Here is a 16,257-nt window from a genome sequence, read left to right on the forward strand (position 1 = left end):
CATCGCATGGTCTCGGGTAGCCGCGCCGCCATGGCTCCACCACTGGAACATGTCGAAACACATGTCGGACACAGATCGGGCACCCCCACACGCCGGTCGCTGCTCGCGGGGGTGGCGGCGCTCGGCGCGCTGGGCGCGGCGGGCTGCTCACGCGTGGCCACGGCCTCCACGAAGGAGGGTGGCGAGCTGCTCGACCGGCTGCGCGCCGCCGGCGTGGTGCGGCTCGGGATCGCGGGTGAGATTCCCTTCGGGTACATCGACAAGAACGGTGAACTCACCGGTGAGGCGCCCGAGCTGGCGAAGGTGATCTTCAAACGGCTCGGCGTGGACCGGGTTCAGCCCGTGCCCACCGAGTTCGGGTCGCTGATACCCGGGCTGAACTCGCAGCAGTTCGACGTCGTCGCCGCCGGGATGTACGTCAATCCCGAGCGCTGTGAACAGGTCATCTTCTCCGACCCCGACTATCAGATGCTCGATTCCTTCATCGTGCGCAAGGGCAATCCGAAGGGCCTGCACGACTACAAGGACATCGTCGAGAAGAAGGCCAAGTTCGCCACCGGGACCGGCTATGCCGAGATCCAGTACGCCATCGAGGCGGGGTACAAGGAGAGCGACATCCTCATCGTGCCGGACCAGGTCGCGGGGCTGAACGCCGTCGAGGCGGGGCGTGTCGACGTCTTCGCCGGTACGGCGCTGACCACCCGTGAGGTCGTCAAGAAGTCGGCCAAGGCCGAGGCCACCAAGGCCTTCGCGCCCCTCGTCGAGGGCAAACCGCACGTCGACGGCGGCGCCTTCGCCTTCCGGCCGACCGAGACCACCCTGCGGGACGCCTTCAACGTCGAGCTGCACAAGCTCAAGAAGAGCGGGGAGTTGTTCCGCATCCTTCGGCCCTTCGGCTTCACCGAGGCCGAGATGACCGACCTCACCGCGAAGGAGCTGTGCGGAGGAGGGACCGGCGGATGACCTCGGGACTCTGGGAACTCGTACTTCAAGGAATCTGGGTCACCGTCCAGCTGCTGGTGCTGAGCGCGCTGGTGGCGGCGGCGGTCGCCTTCGGGGTCGGCATGGCCCGCACGCACCGGCTGTGGATCGTCCGCTTCCTCGCGGGCTTCTACACCGAGGTGTTCCGCGGCACCTCCGCCCTGATCATGATCTTCTGGGTGTTCTTCGTGCTGCCGGTCGCGTTCGGCTGGCAACTGGTCCCACTGTGGGCCGGCACCCTCGCGCTGGGACTGACCTACGGCGCGTACGGCGCCGAGATCGTGCGCGGCGCGCTGAACTCGGTCGACCCGGCGCAGAAGGAGGGCGGCATCGCCCTCAGCTTCACGCCGTGGCAGCGGATGCGGCTGGTCCTGCTGCCGCAGGCGGTGCCGGAGATGATCCCGCCGTTCTCCAACCTGCTGATCGAACTGCTGAAGGGCACGGCCCTGGTGTCCGTCATGGGCATGGGCGACCTGGCCTTCAGCGCCAACCTGGTGCGCCTCGCGCTGCAGGAGAGCACGGAGATCTACACGTACGTCCTGCTGATCTACTTCGTCATCGCCTTCCTGCTCACGCGCGGGATGCGCGGACTGGAACGCAAGCTCAAGGCAGGGCTGGGCAAGCAGGTCGGGCCCACGCCCGAGCAGGAGCTGCGCCGGCCTGAGACGACCGGCGTGGGCGCGGGAGGTGCTCTCGGATGACCTGGGACTGGGGCGCTGTCGCCGACTTCATGCCGAAGTTCTGGGACGGACTGCTGCTCACGCTGCAGATCCTGGCCCTCGGCTCGCTGATCTCGTTCGCGCTGGGCCTGGTGTGGGCGCTGCTGATGCGCACACCGACCCGCTGGGTGCGCTGGCCGGTCGGGGTGGTCACGGAGTTCATCCGCAACACCCCGCTGCTGGTGCAGCTTTTCTTCTTCTTCTACGTGCTGCCCGAGTGGGGGCTGACGTGGTCGGCGCTGACCACGGGCATCTGCGCGATCGGGCTGCACTACTCGACGTACACGATGCAGGTCTACCGGGCCGGCATCGAGGCGGTCCCCGCCGGCCAGTGGGAGGCGGCGACCGCGCTGAACCTGCCGGTGCGGCGCACCTGGACCGTGGTGATCCTGCCGCAGGCGATCCGCCGGGTCGTACCGGCCCTCGGCAACTACGTCATCGCGATGCTCAAGGACACCCCGATCCTGATGACGATCACGGTCATGGAGATGCTCGGCGAGGCGCGGCTGTTCGCGCAGGAGAACTTCCAGTTCACCGAGCCCCTGACGGTCATCGGTGTGGCCTTCATCTTCATCGCCTACCCGGCCTCCCTTCTCGTACGAGCCCTGGAGCGACGCCTTGTCCGCTGACACGCCTTTGATGAAAGAACCCGACGCGAGCGCCAACCCGCCGGTGGACGGCAGCGAACTGATCCGCTTCGAGAACGTCACCAAGCGCTTCGGGTCCAACACGGTGCTCGACCGGCTCGACTTCTCCGTCGAGTCCGGCAAGCACGTCACCCTGATCGGCCCGTCCGGCTCCGGCAAGACGACGATCCTGCGGCTGCTGATGACCCTGGCCAAGCCCGACGAGGGCACGATCACGGTCGCCGGTGACCAGCTCTTCCCGGCCCCGGAGAAGCAGATCCGCGAGGTCCGTAAGAAGATCGGCATGGTGTTCCAGCAGTTCAACCTGTTCCCGAACATGTCGGTGCTGCGCAACATCACCGAGGCCCCCGTCACCGTCCTCGGCATGTCCAAGGACGAGGCGGAGGCACGCGCGCGTGAGCTGCTGGACATGGTGGGCCTCGCCGACAAGTGCGACGCCCGCCCGACCCAGCTCTCCGGCGGCCAGCAGCAGCGGGTGGCGATCGCCCGGGCGCTGGCCATGCGGCCGCAGGTGCTGCTGCTGGACGAGGTGACCTCGGCGCTGGACCCGGAGCTGGTCGCGGGCGTCCTCGACGTCCTCCGTGACATCGCCCGCACCACCGACATCACCATGCTCTGCGTGACCCATGAGATGAATTTCGCCCGGGACATCTCGGACCAGGTCCTGATGTTCGACTCCGGCCGGGTCATCGAGTCCGGCGCTCCCGAGAAGATCTTCAACGACCCCGAGAACAACCGCACACGGGAGTTTCTCAGCGCTGTGCTGTGAGTCCGGGCCGGGTCATGACTCGCCTCCTGGCCCGGCTCATGACTTTGGCATATGCCAGAGTGCTAGACCGCAGTTGAGGGCGTCGCAATCTCGTCAACAACCGCTCACTACAAGCCTCTTGCCCGTTATCGTGAAGGAGATTGGCTGACTCGACCCCGGCCCGGTGGGCACGGGATCGAAAAGCGACGTGCGACCGCAGGGGGAACCGTGGCGCTGCAGCACGAGCCGACGACGCCGTACCACTCGGCCCAGGACGCCCTCCGCGTCCTGGAGACCGTGGCGCGGCACAGCACCGGAGTCACCGACGCCGAGCTCGCCCGGCACACCGGCATCACCTCGGAGCGCCTGACCAGCCTCCTGCTGATGCTGCGCCGCGAGGGCTACGTCGAGCAGATCGCCGACGGGGCGTACGTCACGGGCGACGCCCTGACCCGCCTCACTTCCGCGCAGGGCCACGAGAAGGCCCTGCGCGACAACCTCCAGCGCACCCTCGACCGGCTGCGCGACTCGGTCGGTGCCGCCGTCTACATCAGCCGGTACGTCGACGGAGAGATCAGGATCGACCAGTACGCCGCCGGCCCGGCCACCCCCGTGGTCAACGAGTGGGTCGACTTCCGCTACTCCGCCCACGCCACCGCGATCGGCAAGAGCCTGCTCGGCCAGCTCGACCACAACGGCCGGCGCGACCACCTCTCCCGCCACCGGATGGCCCGCCTCACCTCGCGGACGATCACCAGCGACAAGGTCCTGCTCTCCCGCCTGGAGTCCCAGCCGCCGACGGTCCCCCACCTCGACCTCCAGGAGTACGCGGTGGGCACGGTGTGCGCGGCGGTCCCGATCACGGCCGGGTCGTCGGTGGGCTGCCTGGCCCTGTCACTCCCGGTCGAGCACGCCCACCGCCTGCGCCAGGCGGCGGACGCCCTGAACCGGAACGCGGCGCCGGTCCTGCTGTCGCTGGCGATCTAGGTCTGCCCCCTGATCCCGGACCATCCGGCACCTGCTCCCACGTGGTCACAAGCACCCCTGCGGACCGGGTAGTATTTTCTTCGTCGCCAGCCGCGAACCCACTCGGAACGCGGTCGGCGAGGGTCATGCGCCGCTAGCTCAGTTGGTTAGAGCAGCTGACTCTTAATCAGCGGGTCCGGGGTTCGAGTCCCTGGCGGCGCACCACCGAAGGGCCTCTCGTGGGAGCGGGGGGCCCTTCGACGTGAGCGGGTTCCGGCGCTCCGGCCCCTCACGGCACCCAAACAGCCGAAGTCGGCCCTCCCAGGCCCTGCAGAAGCGGCTGGGGGTCCGGGGGCCCGCGGCGGAGCCGCTGATGTCACGCCCCGGGAAATACAGCATCAGCGGGTCCGGGGTTCGAGTCCCTGGCGGCGCACCACCGAAGGGCCTCTCGTGGGAGCGAGGGGCCCTTCGACGTCAGCGGATTCCAGGGCTCCGGCCCCTCACCGCACCCAAACAGCCGAAGTCGGCCCTCCCAGGCCCTGCAGAAGCGGCTGGGGGTCCGGGGGCCCGCGGCGGAGCCGCTGATGTCACGCCCCGGGAAATACAGCATCAGCGGGTCCGGGGTTCGAGTCCCTGGCGGCGCACCACCGAAGGGCCTCTCGTGGGAGCGAGAGGCCCTTCGACGTATGCCAGGACGTCCGTCTCGGTCAGCCGCCGGTACGCCCGCTCCCCGGTCGGCCGCCACCACACCGGATCGGCACACCTGAGCCCCTCCCGCCTGAGCCCCGCCCGCTGGATCTTGTTCGTGGCGGTCACCGGCATCCGCTCCACCACCCGCACGAACCGCGGCGCCATCTTCGTCCCCAGATCGGGCTGGGCCAGCAGGAACCCGGCGAAGCCGACCGGATCGAACTCCCCGGCGATCGTCGCCATCACCTGGTCCCCGGTCACCGGATCCGGCACCGCGTACACGGCGACGGCCACGGCACCCTCGTACCGGGCGAGGATGTTCTCGATCATCGCGGCGGACAGATTCTCGCCATCCACCCGCAGCCGGTCGTCGCCGCGTCCCGCGAAGTACAGATAGCCGTCGGCGTCCCGGCAGAACAGGTCCCCCGTCCAGTACCAGCCCTCCCGCCGCCGTTCCGCCTCCGCCTCGGGATTGCGCCAGTAGCCCTCGAAGGGGTTCGGCCCCCGGTTGACCAGCTCCCCGATGGCCTCGTCCCCGTTGACCAGCCGCCCGGCCGCATCGAACACCGCGGGCGGACACTCCTCGCAGGTCTCCGGATCGAGTACGACGAGCCCGGGCGCCGCCCGCCCCACGGCCCCCGGCGGCGTCCCCGGCGACCACTGCACGGCAGCCCCGCCCTCGGAGGAGCCGTACCCCTCGACCAGCCGCGCCCCGAACCGCCGCTCGAAGGCGGCCGCGTCCACGGCGCCCGCCTCCGTCCCGAAGCCGAGCCGCAGCGGATGCTCCCGGTCGTCGGGGCGCGGCTCGGTGGCGAGGAGGTACTGGATCGCCCGGCCCACATAGGTGAAGTACGTCGCCCCGTACTGCCGTACGTCGTCCAGGAACCCCGATGCCGAGAACCGCCGTCGCAGCGCCATCCCCGCGCCGGCCGCGAGGGCGGGGGCCCAGTCGGCGATCACCGCGTTGCCGTGGAACATCGGCATGCAGATGTAGTGCACGTCGTCGGGGCGGACGCCGAACTGGTCGGCCAGCGAACGCCCGGCGGCCGCCAGCCGCCCCTGGGTGCAGATCGCGGCCTTGGGGGCGCCGGTCGAGCCGGAGGTGAAGTAGAGCAGGAGCCGGTCGTGCGGGGTGGCACGGGAGGCGTCGGGCCGGGCGTCGGCGTAAGGCGCGAGCAGGGCGTCGTACTCCTCGCCGTCGGTCAGCAGCAGGCGCACTCCGGGCAGGTCGAGGCCGTCGAGGAGCGGCAGGTGGGCCTGTTCGGTGACCAGGACCCGGCACTCGGTGTGCAGGATGTCGCGGGCGAGTTCGGGGCCGCGGCGGGTGGGGTTGATGCCGGCGACGGCGGCGCGGGCGAGGGCCGCCGCGCTCAACCACAGGGGATATTCAGGGGTGTTGTCGAGCAGCGCCCCGACGTGCGAGCGGGGCGGCACGAGGTCGGCCAGCAGTGCCGCCCGGGCCGCGGCACCCGCTGCCACCTGGTGATGGGTGAGCGCCTGCCCTTCGAACCACAGCCCCGGCCGGTGGTCGTCCCACCGGCCGGCGACGAGTTCCGCGACCGTACGACTGTTGGACTCCTTGGACTCCATGGCGGCGCACGGTAGTTGATGGCCCGTCAGATGTGGAGGGTCACATCAGATGTGGAGGGCCGCGGGGTCACGGAGTCATCGTGACACCGTCGACGACGACCGTGTCGACGGTGTCTCCGGTGTCCTCGCCGAAGCCGAAGCCGTCGGACATCTGGTTGTACGTGACCATGAAGCCGACGCAGAACACCGCAACCACCCCGAAGAACGCCAGGAAGGCGACGGTGGACGCCGCCAGCTTTGCGCGGCCCGGGGACTTGGCCGTGGCGACCACCTCGTGGCCCTCGGCGTAGTAGACGGTGACGAAGTCGCCCTCGAGCGTCGTCGCCGGGCCGTCCTCCTCCTCGAAGCGGACCGTGCGGCCGTCGCGTGCGGTGAACTCGTAGACGTGGTGCAGCGTGGTGCGCACGGACGAGTCGCCGCTGCCTCCATGGGTCGTCGTGAACATCCGCAGACAGCGCGCCTCGGCCGTCAGCCCGCTGTTCCAGGCGCGACGGATCTGCAGCGAGCGGCGCACCACGCGAAACGCGCCGAAGAGGACGACGGCCAGGATGAGGCCGGGCACGGCGTAGAAGAAGGAGTCCATGGCGCTTCCCCCGAGGTCAGGTACTGCTGGTAATGCCGGTCGTGGGGAACCTACCCCCGGGGGAAGCCGGTCTGTCTCAAGTAACGCTCAGAGATCCGCAGCCGGATCAGAACGTGACGTCCGAGCACGCGTAGAACGCGTTGCCCGTGTCGGCAATCGTCCACACCGCGAGGATGACGTGACGGCCGCTCAGCCCGGACGGCAGGGTGCCGCTGTGGGAGAGCGTCGCCGGTGGCCGCTGGCCGTTGTACGGCACCGTCAGGAACGGGGTGAGGTTGAGGTCGGAGCGGGCCAGGTTGTGGTTCTGGTTCCAGCCCGGCTTGGTGACGTAGTACTTGAAGTCGGTCGTGGCGTGCATGGCCGTGAACTGCCAGCGGAACGTGTAGCTCTGACCGCCCGTCACCTTGGTCGCGGGCCAGGCGCCGCCGGACGGCGTCCGTGGCGCGCTGAGCTGGCTGAACTGGCCCAGGCCGGCGTTGCATATCTGACCGTCGGCCGGTCCTGAGCCCGGGAAGCCCTTCGGGCCCTCGACGCTCTGCGGCTCCCACTGGATGGAGCCGCAGTTGGTCACGGTGCCGTTCTGACAGAGCTTCTGCCGGCTGATGGGGAGGTCCGTGTAGCCGTGGCTGCTCGCGCCTCCGGTGGAGAGCGCCAGGGCCCCGGCCGTGGTGAGTCCGAGTGCGGCGGCGTACAGCTTGGTCTTTCTGCGCATGCTGCTGCTCCTGGGAACGTGGGGGAAGTTCGATGAGCTTGCAGGTCTAGACCAAGTCCCAGATTATTGCTGATCGTTGAACATGTCCATACCAATCAGGGGACTTGTTCGACGGGCCGTCAGGGTCAGCCAGGGGGTCCATCAGGGGGCCGCTTCACCTCGCCCCGCACAGAACGCCACCGTCAAGTCCTTGACCAGCGCCTTGCGTTCGTAGTCGTCGAGCTCGACCAGACCCCGCATGGTCAGCCGGGTCACCGTGTCCTCCACCGAGTCGACGACCGAGGTGAGCATGGTCGCCCGCTGCTGCGCGTCCAGCGCGGCGATACGGCGGCGGTGCATGGCGGCGGCGACCTCGGGGGCGTACTCCACCCGCACCGGGCGCACCGAGAACACCTGGAGCCCGACCGCCTCCGCGTCCCGCACCACCAACCGGGTCAGCGCGTCCCCGGCCATCTCGACGGACCCCCGCGAGGCACCCGGCATCTCCACCGGCACCCGGGCCAGCGCCGCCTCGACGCATTCGCGCAGATACGTCTCGTGGTCGTCCACCCCGAGCGTCGCCCGCGCGGTGTCCCGCACCCGCCACACCACCAGCACGACCACGCGCAGCGCGACCCCGTTGCCGTCGGCCGCCGGCATCGGCTCGCTGCGCCAGTGCCGCAGCCGTACGTCGACCCGGCGGCGCAGCAGCAGCGGGTTGACCCACAGCAGACCGGTCCGCCGGACCGTCCCCCGGTAGCCGCCGAACATCCCGAGCACCCAGGCCCGCCCGGTCCGCCCCCGCGCCAGCCCGCCGAGGCCGACGAGCCCGAGGGCCCCGGCGCCCGTGTACGCCGCCCACTGCACGGGCCCCAGCCCCGCCGCGGACACCGGCAACCGCAGCGCCTCCACCAGCAGCGGCGGCAGCACCCCGGCCCACCACGAGGTGGCCAGGCATCCGGCCGCCCCGCAGGCCCCGGCGAACACCCCCGCCGCCCCGGGCAGCACCCGCGCGGGCCGCTCCGCCAGGTCGGGGTCGACCTCCGGCGCGGGACGCGGCTTCGGCTGGACCGGGCGGCGCAGCCGCGGCTGCTCCCCCGTGCCCTGCCGGCGCGCCACGACCGTCGGCCTCAGCGGCACGGACACCGGGTCGGGGCCGTCACGGAACAGCAGATGGACGGGGATCTCGGTGGTCCCCTCGTTCTGGATCAGCCGGGCGGGCCGTGCGGGCCCCTCGCCCGAACCCGCGAGCCCCGCGAGCCCCTCGGGCTCGGGCGTGGGTGAAGTGGTCGTGCTCATGCGTGCCTCCAGCCTCCGCGCCAGATGCGTTACGAGAAGAGCCGTCGCCAGGTCTCCGGCCCCGGATAGCCGTCCGCCGCGCCGCCCCGCCAGCCCTGGGCACGCTGGAACGCCTCGACGCCGCGCCGGTCCGACTCGTCCCAGCGCGGCCCGGGCCCGGTCTTGTAGTGCTTGCCGAACCCCTTCTTCACCAGCTGCTCGCCGAGCTGGGTGACGTACTTGTTGCTGGCGCCCGGCCGGAACATCGCCCGCCCCGGATAGCCCGGCACCCCGTGCGACGCGGGTGACGGGTGCGATGCGGGTGACGGGTGGGATGCGGGCACCGCGTGCGACGCCGGCGACGCGGGGGCGCCGTGCCCGCCCAGCCACATCGCCGGGATGTTCTTGCCCTTGCCGGTCACCAGCAGCGCCCATGTCCGCGGTCCCGGAAACCCGTCCGCGTCCCGGCCCCGCCAGCCCTGCGCCAACTGGAAGGCCCGCGTGGCCCTGCGGTCCATGTCCGACCAACGCGGCCCCGGGCCCGCCGTGTAGTACCGGCCGGCGCCGCGCTCGACGAGCATGCGGCCCAGCTGGGTGACGTACTTGTTGTTGGCCCCGGGGCCGAAATACGCCCGCCCCGGGTAGGGCGTCCCACGGTTGGGGCCCTCCGGGCGCTCGGCGTCCTCCGGCTTCGCGGTGTGTGGCTGCCCGGCGCCGGGCGGATCGCCGTCGGGCCGCCCGATGTCCGGCTTCCCACCCGTCGCGCCGCGCACGAGCCCCTTGGACCGGTAGGCCAGATAGCGGCCGGAATGGCTCCAGTAGGCGTACGGGGTGGCCTGGCGGCGGACATACGGGCGGGTCGCCTCGTAGGCGATGTAGTAGCTGTGCGTGTAGTCCGTCCAGCCGCCGAAAATGACGACGTGCGAACCTTTCTCAGGGTCCGCCGGATTGTGGAACAGCAGAATGTCACCGGGCTGAAGGTCCTCCTTGGAGATGCGTACTCCGTACTGGTCGAGGCTGCCGGTCCATTCGTTCCCGGGCAGCTTCCAGGCCATCGAGACGAAGCCGGAGCAGTCCTGCCGGTATCCGTCCGACCAGTACTTGTACATGCTGTACGGCACCCTCGCGGCGACCCATTTCTTGGCCCGCCTGATGATCTCCGCTCGGGTGGTCGCGGGCGTCTCGACGACGCTGCCCGGCTTGGCCGGCTTCCCGCCCGGGCCGTGCAGGGGGGCCTTGCCACCCTGAGGCGTCTCGGGCTCGTCACCTGCGGGAACGCCCGGACGGTCGGGGGCGTGGGGGGCGGCGAGGGCCGGGGCCGTGTGGCCGACGGCGAGGGTGGTGGAGGCCGCTGCGGCGAGGATCAGCGCCCGGTGCGCCGCCGGGTGGCGGCCGGTCGTGGAATGCGGCAGGACGCGTCGCCAGTGAACACATCCGGGGCAGTCGCAGTCCCGCTCCGGATCGAATTCCTCGAATACCGGAGTCCGAGTCTCCATGCGATTCCCCTCACACTCCGGTTGGAAATGCCCGCGGCTGTACACACCGTCAGTTTCACAACTGTCTTCCCGACGCGCATGTTGACGGTCCGAATGGTTTACGGCGCCCCCGGCACCTCCCGCCCGCCCCTCGCCCGCGGTCAGGAGCACCCCCAGAGGTCATGTAGAGTTACCGACGTCAGCACGCGCCGCTAGCTCAGTTGGTTAGAGCAGCTGACTCTTAATCAGCGGGTCCGGGGTTCGAGTCCCTGGCGGCGCACAGACAGTGAAGGCCCCTCGCAACAGCGGGGGGCCTTCGCTTTTGGGGTGGGCGCTCCCGAGTCCTCGCGGGCCCTGCAGGGGCGGCTGGGGGTCCGGGGGTTATCCCCCGGAAAATGCAGCATCAGCGGGTCCGGGGTTCGAGTCCCTGGCGGCGCACAGACAGCGAAAAGGCCCCTCGCAACAGCGGGGGGCCTTCGCCTTTGGGGTGGGCGCTCCCGAGTCCTCGCGGGCCCTGCAGGGGCGGCTGGGGGTCCGGGGGTCCGCGGCGGAGCCGCTGATGTCACGCCCCCGGAAAATGCAGCATCAGCGGGGCCGGGGTTCGAGTCCCGGGCGGCGCACAGACAGTGAAGGCCCCTCGCAACAGCGGGGGGCCTTCGCCTTTGGGGCGGCGGCGCTTCTGCGCGGCTGCGCCGCGCGTTGTGGGGGCTCCGCCGCCCACACCGCCTCGGACCGGAAGCCCCTCGTGCAAGCGAGGGGCTTCCGGTGTGTTTGGCCGGATACCCTCTGGCCATGGCAGCGCGTGACCTTCAGGAGCGGATCAAGAGGCTCATCATCGACGGCCGGCTGCCCTCCGGGGCCCCACTGCCGACCGAGCCCGAGCTGATGGCGCATCTCGGTGCCAGCCGGAACTCCGTGCGCGAGGCGCTCAAGGGGCTGCAGGCGATGGGCATCGTGGAGATCCGGCACGGGTTCGGGACGTACGTCGGCACGATGTCGCTGGCGCCGATGATCGAGGGCCTCGCCTTCCGCACGGTCGCCGGGCACTACCGGGGCGAGGACACCCTGCTCCAGCTGGTGCAGCTGCGGGAGGCCGTGGAGACGGGGCTGGTGTCCCGGCTCGCGGGGCGGATCCCGGATGCCGACCTCGTTGAACTGGACGCGCTCGTCGACCGTATGGAAGAGCAGGCGGCGCACGGCGGCGACGGCATCGCCGAGACCGACCGGGCGTTTCACGCCACTCTCTACCGAGGGCTGGACAACGCGCTGCTGGGCGAGGTCATGGAGGCGTTCTGGGACGCCTTCCACCGCGTCCACACCGATCTCGGGGGCGCTCCGCAGGATCCGCTGGTCACCTGCCGGCAGCACCGGGAGATCGTGGACGCGGTGCGGTCGGGCGATGCGATACGGGCGGAGGAAGCCATAAGGGAGCACTTCGGCAACATCCGCGCCCGCGTATCCACCACGGGTACACAACACCCCCACAGGTGCCACAATGAGCGCGTATGACCGGTAAACACCTCGTTTCGCATCTTGCGATCATGTGGAACGACGTAGAACCCTGGTGATTGGGTTTTCAAGATGCTGCGGATTCGCGGCAGTTGGGGGGCAAGGAGCCGGTTGCCGGTTTTTCCGGGAGGTAGGGGGCCCGGTTCATGACCGCATGCCGAGGGGGGCATGATGCAACCGGAAGGTCGCAGTTCCATGTCTAAGGTGTGGAAGATGTGGTGACTACGGCCCACCACTGATACGCCTGTGGACGGTCGAGGGGGACCGGAGCAGTCGTAAAGGAACCGACAGACACGCGGTGACCTGCGTGTGGGGGGATGACTCATGACGTCGACGCCGACGGGCGCCCGGCAGAACTTCGACCCGTCTCAGACAACTCAGCTAAGGGTGCCTTCGCAGACCCGGACCGGCGCGTTCCGCCGGATCAAGAAGACGCTGCCGAAGTACGACTACGAGCACTACAGCCGGCTGGCCGGTCCCCTCACCCAGCCCGACCCGAACAAGCCGTACCGGGTCCAGTACCGCTCGCTCATATCGCAGGAGCCGCACCGGATCAGGGTGGCCCTGATGCTGGCGGCCGCTCCGCTGCTGTCGCTGGTCCTGCTGTTCTGGCTGCTGCAGCCCGAGCACTGGACCGAACGGGACTATCCCGCCTTCGACTTCCTGCCGGCGCTCGACGTCGTGATGCTCGTCTCGATCGGTCTGATCGAGTTCTTCCGCTGCATGAACGTGCTGTCCAACGCGCACGCCACGCTGGTCGCCCGCGACCCGATCCCGGTGGTGCCGGAGACCGGCACGAGAGTGGCCTTCCTCACCTCCTTCGTGCCCGGCAAGGAGCCGCTGGAGATGGTGACGAAGACCCTGGAGGCGGCGGTCAAGCTGCGCCACCGGGGTCTGATGCACGTCTGGCTGCTGGACGAGGGCGACGACCCTGAGGTCAAGGAGGTGTGCGCGCGGCTCGGCGTGCACCACTTCTCCCGCAAGGGCATCGCCAAGTGGAACCAGGCCAAGGGCCCGCACCGCGCCAAGACCAAGCACGGCAACTACAACGCCTGGCTCGACGCGCACGGCGACGACTACGACTTCTTCGCCTCGGTCGACACCGACCACGTGCCGCTGCCCAACTACCTGGAGCGGATGCTCGGCTTCTTCCGCGACCCGAACATCGGCTTCGTCATCGGCCCGCAGGTCTACGGCAACTACGACAACTTCGTCACCAAGGCCGCCGAGTCGCAGCAGTTCCTCTTCCACGCCCTCATCCAGCGCGCCGGCAACCGCTACGGCGGCCCGATGTTCGTGGGTACGTCGAACGCCGTACGCATCAAGGCGCTCAAGCAGATCGGCGGACTGTACGACTCGATCACCGAGGACATGGCCACCGGCTTCGAGATCCACCGCCACAAGAACCCGGTCACGGGGAAGAAGTGGCAGTCGGTCTACACGCCGGACGTGCTCGCCGTCGGTGAGGGCCCGAGCGCCTGGACGGACTTCTTCACCCAGCAGATGCGCTGGTCGCGAGGGACGTACGAGACGATCCTCAAGCAGTACTGGAAGGGCTGGTACTCGCTGCCGCCGAGCAAGCTCTTCAACTACACGATGATGATCATCTTCTACCCGATGTCCGCCCTCAACTGGATCCTGGCCGCGCTGAGCTGTGCGCTGTTCCTGGGTCTTGGCGCCTCGGGTGTGAACATCGACCCGACGATCTGGCTGATGCTCTACGGCAACGCCTCCGCGCTCCAGATCGGCCTGTACGTCTGGAACCGCCGCCACAACGTCTCACCGCACGAGCCCGAGGGCTCCGGCGGTGTGGCCGGCATGGTGATGTCCGCGCTGTCGGCGCCGCTGTACGCGAAGGCGCTGATCGACTCCGTGCTGCGCAAGAAGAGCAAGTTCGTGGTCACGCCCAAGGGCGACTCGGCCAGCCCCGACCGGTGGTTCGGGACGTTCCGGTACCACTGGTACTTCATCGTGATCTTCGGCGCGTCGATCACGGCCGGTTTCGTCTACGGTCACTCGCACCCCGCGATGATCATCTGGGCCATGTTCGCCATGCTGATCACCGCGACGCCGATCTTCGCCTGGCGGTACATGCTGCGTCAGGAGAAGAAGAGGCCCGCGGCGACCGTTCCGGCCCAGCCGGCGCCGGCTCAGCCCGCGGCGTACCAGCCGGAGCCGCAGCCGCAGCCGCTGCCCGGGCAGCACGCGCCCCACGCCGGGCATGCCCCGCATGCGCCGCAGCACAAGCCGACTTGGGCCGCGTCGGGCAGTAGTGGTAACGATCAGACGATGCAGATCGCCCTTGGTGGACTTGGGGGACGTAAGGAATGAACGACCGTGCAGGCCGCCGCCGCGCCCGTCGACTCGCGATAGGTACGGCGGTGGTACTCGCGCTGGCCGGAATGAACGGGCCGTGGCTGTATCGCGTCGGCACCGAGAAATACCACCAGTACCAAATCAACAGACCCGAGTACAAAGCCGACAACGGCAAGTGGGAGATCGTCGACTTCCCGGAGGAGTACCGCCAGAACACCATCCACGCGGCGCTTCTACACACCGGCAAGGTGCTGCTGATCGCGGGCTCGGGCAACAATCAGGACAACTTCGACGCGAAGAAGTACGACACCCGGATCTGGGACCCGGTCAAGGGCACGATCAAGAAGGTGCCGACGCCGAACGACCTGTTCTGCACGGGCCACACCCAGCTGTCCAACGGCAATCTGCTGATCGCGGGCGGTACGAAGCGGTACGAGAAGCTCAAGGGTGACGTCACCAAGGCCGGCGGCCTGATGATCGTCCACAACGAGAACCCGGACGAGCCGATCACGCTGCCCGCGGGCACCAAGTTCACCGGCAAGGAGAACGGCAAGACCTTCGTCTCCAAGGACCCGGTGCTGGTGCCGCGCGCGAAGAAGGTCTTCGACAAGGCGACCGGCAAGTTCCTGCGCAACGACCCCGGTCTCGGCCGGATCTATGTCGAGGCGCAGAAGAAGGGCGCCAAGTACGAGACCGGCACCCAGGACAACTACCGGATCCAGGGCCTGACCGGCACCGACGCCCGCAACACGTACGGCATCGCGCAGAAGCTCGCCCTCGACAAGAAGGACTTCCAGGGCATCCGGGACGCCTTCGAGTTCGACCCGGTCGCCGAGAAGTACATCAAGGTCGACCCGATGCACGAGGCCCGCTGGTACCCGACGCTCACCACCCTGAGCGACGGCAAGATCCTCAGCGTCTCCGGTCTCGACGACATCGGCCAGCTGGTGCCGGGCAAGAACGAGGTGTACGACCCGAAGACCAAGAAGTGGACGTACCTGACGAAGGTGCGGCAGTTCCCGACGTACCCGGCGCTGTTCCCGCTGGAGAACGGCAAGATCTTCTACTCGGGTTCGAACGCGGGCTACGGCCCCGACAACGTCGGCCGCGAACCGGGCATCTGGGACGTGGACACCAACAAGTTCAGCAAGCTGCCCGGGCTGAGCGACTCCAAGCTGATGGAGACCTCGGGCACGGTGCTGCTGCCGCCGGCGCAGGACGAGAAGTACATGGTGATCGGCGGCGGTGGCGTCGGCGAGTCCAAGGAGTCCAGCGAGAAGACGCGGCTCATCGATCTGAAGGCGAACGACCCGAAGTTCGTGGACGGGCCGTCGCTGGAGAAGGGCACGCGGTATCCGCAGGCGTCGGTGCTGCCGGACGACACCGTGCTGGTGTCGGGTGGTTCCGAGGACTACCGGGGCCGCGGCGACTCCAACATCCTCCAGGCGCACCTGTACAACGCGGGCACGGGCGCCCTCGACCGGGTCGCCGACCCGCTGGTGGGACGTAACTACCACTCCGGGTCGATCCTGCTGCCCGACGGCCGTGTGATGTTCTTCGGCTCGGACTCGCTGTACGCCGACAAGGCCAACACCAAGCCGGGCAAGTTCGAGCAGCGGATCGAGATCTACACGCCGCCGTATCTGTACCGGGACGCGCAGCCGTCGCTGTCCGGGGGCCCGCAGACCATCAAGCGTGGCGGGACGGGCACGTTCACCTCGCAGCACGCCTCGTCCATCGAGAACGTACGGCTGATCCGGCCGAGCGCGTCGACGCACGTCACGGACGTGGACCAGCGGTCGGTGAAGCTGGACTTCAAGAAGTCCGGCGACAAGCTCACGGTGACCGTGCCGACGAACCGGAATCTGGTTCCGTCGGGGTGGTACATGCTGTTCGTGACGGACGATCAGGGGACGCCGTCGAAGGCGCAGTGGGTTCGGGTGCCGTAGCGCTCCCGCGGGTTTCGTCTTCGACTGCGGGTGCTTCGTGGCTGGTCGCGGGGGGGGCCCCCCCCCCCCCCCGCGCGGGGGCCCCCCCCGCCGGAAGGGGCGGGCCCAACCCCCA

13 protein-coding genes and 2 tRNA genes are annotated in these 16,257 nt (G+C 69.2%); 10 read left to right on the forward strand and 5 right to left on the reverse strand.

From position 1 onward, the window contains the following. Positions 1–30 precede the first annotated feature (30 nt). The 6 genes from ehuB to EHO50_RS06050 all read left to right on the forward strand — a co-directional run bounded on the left by ehuB (position 31) and on the right by EHO50_RS06050 (position 4,286). Positions 31–963, forward strand: coding sequence for an ectoine/hydroxyectoine ABC transporter substrate-binding protein EhuB (gene ehuB / locus EHO50_RS06025; protein WP_181449558.1), 933 nt, complete (start codon positions 31–33; stop codon positions 961–963). Beyond that, on the forward strand, positions 960–1,682 hold the full coding sequence (gene ehuC, locus EHO50_RS06030; RefSeq protein WP_128428715.1) for an ectoine/hydroxyectoine ABC transporter permease subunit EhuC: 723 nt from the start codon (positions 960–962) through the stop codon (positions 1,680–1,682). The genes ehuB and ehuC overlap by 4 nt, the downstream gene beginning before the upstream one ends. Beyond that, positions 1,679–2,329, forward strand: a complete 651-nt coding sequence (gene ehuD, locus EHO50_RS06035) for an ectoine/hydroxyectoine ABC transporter permease subunit EhuD (RefSeq protein ID WP_128428716.1) — start codon at positions 1,679–1,681, stop codon at positions 2,327–2,329. Before ehuC ends, ehuD begins: the two co-directional genes overlap by 4 nt. A gap of 10 nt (positions 2,330–2,339) precedes the next feature. Then, the gene (gene ehuA / locus EHO50_RS06040) at positions 2,340–3,116 is read left to right on the forward strand and encodes an ectoine/hydroxyectoine ABC transporter ATP-binding protein EhuA (protein WP_128428717.1); all 777 of its coding nucleotides are present in this window, start codon (positions 2,340–2,342) and stop codon (positions 3,114–3,116) included. Between the two features lie 207 nt (positions 3,117–3,323). Beyond that, complete coding sequence (locus EHO50_RS06045; protein ID WP_128428718.1) at positions 3,324–4,082, forward strand: IclR family transcriptional regulator; 759 nt, start codon at positions 3,324–3,326, stop codon at positions 4,080–4,082. 127 nt (positions 4,083–4,209) lie between these two features. After that, positions 4,210–4,286: transfer RNA gene (locus tag EHO50_RS06050), tRNA-Lys, on the forward strand. Positions 4,287–4,670: 384 nt separating this feature from the next. Here EHO50_RS06050 and EHO50_RS06055 read toward each other — a convergent pair. The 5 genes from EHO50_RS06055 to EHO50_RS06075 form a co-directional block, all read right to left on the reverse strand. Continuing rightward, positions 4,671–6,341 carry an AMP-binding protein gene (locus tag EHO50_RS06055; RefSeq protein ID WP_128428719.1) on the reverse strand — a complete coding sequence of 557 codons (1,671 nt, stop codon included), beginning with the start codon at positions 6,339–6,341 and terminating at the stop codon, positions 4,671–4,673. A 67-nt stretch (positions 6,342–6,408) separates the two neighbouring features. Continuing rightward, the gene (locus EHO50_RS06060) at positions 6,409–6,924 is read right to left on the reverse strand and encodes a DUF3592 domain-containing protein (RefSeq protein WP_246101031.1); all 516 of its coding nucleotides are present in this window, start codon (positions 6,922–6,924) and stop codon (positions 6,409–6,411) included. A 106-nt stretch (positions 6,925–7,030) separates the two neighbouring features. Continuing rightward, positions 7,031–7,636 (reverse strand): lytic polysaccharide monooxygenase auxiliary activity family 9 protein, encoded by a 606-nt coding sequence (locus EHO50_RS06065; protein ID WP_128428720.1) that lies wholly within the window; start codon positions 7,634–7,636, stop codon positions 7,031–7,033. A gap of 141 nt (positions 7,637–7,777) precedes the next feature. Then, entirely contained in the window at positions 7,778–8,914 is a 1,137-nt protein-coding gene (locus tag EHO50_RS06070) for an SPFH domain-containing protein (protein WP_128428721.1), read from the reverse strand. Positions 8,915–8,943: 29 nt separating this feature from the next. Then, positions 8,944–10,389 (reverse strand): peptidoglycan-binding protein, encoded by a 1,446-nt coding sequence (locus EHO50_RS06075; RefSeq protein ID WP_128428722.1) that lies wholly within the window; start codon positions 10,387–10,389, stop codon positions 8,944–8,946. Between the two features lie 185 nt (positions 10,390–10,574). Between EHO50_RS06075 and EHO50_RS06080 the strand changes: the two genes are divergently transcribed. The 4 genes from EHO50_RS06080 (at position 10,575) to glxA (ending at position 16,142) form a co-directional block, all read left to right on the forward strand. Continuing rightward, positions 10,575–10,648: transfer RNA gene (locus EHO50_RS06080), tRNA-Lys, on the forward strand. Positions 10,649–11,160: 512 nt separating this feature from the next. Further along, a complete protein-coding gene (locus tag EHO50_RS06085; RefSeq protein ID WP_128428723.1) occupies positions 11,161–11,877 on the forward strand; it encodes a FadR/GntR family transcriptional regulator in 717 nt (238 codons plus the stop codon). Between the two features lie 324 nt (positions 11,878–12,201). Further along, positions 12,202–14,208 carry a glycosyltransferase family 2 protein gene (locus EHO50_RS06090; RefSeq protein ID WP_128428724.1) on the forward strand — a complete coding sequence of 669 codons (2,007 nt, stop codon included), beginning with the start codon at positions 12,202–12,204 and terminating at the stop codon, positions 14,206–14,208. Continuing rightward, positions 14,205–16,142 (forward strand): radical copper oxidase GlxA, encoded by a 1,938-nt coding sequence (gene glxA, locus EHO50_RS06095; RefSeq protein WP_128428725.1) that lies wholly within the window; start codon positions 14,205–14,207, stop codon positions 16,140–16,142. Before EHO50_RS06090 ends, glxA begins: the two co-directional genes overlap by 4 nt. Positions 16,143–16,257: the final 115 nt, after the last annotated feature.

It is taken from the genome of Streptomyces cyaneus (genome assembly GCF_004028635.1).
Taxonomy (GTDB): Bacteria; Actinomycetota; Actinomycetes; order Streptomycetales; family Streptomycetaceae; genus Streptomyces; species Streptomyces cyaneus.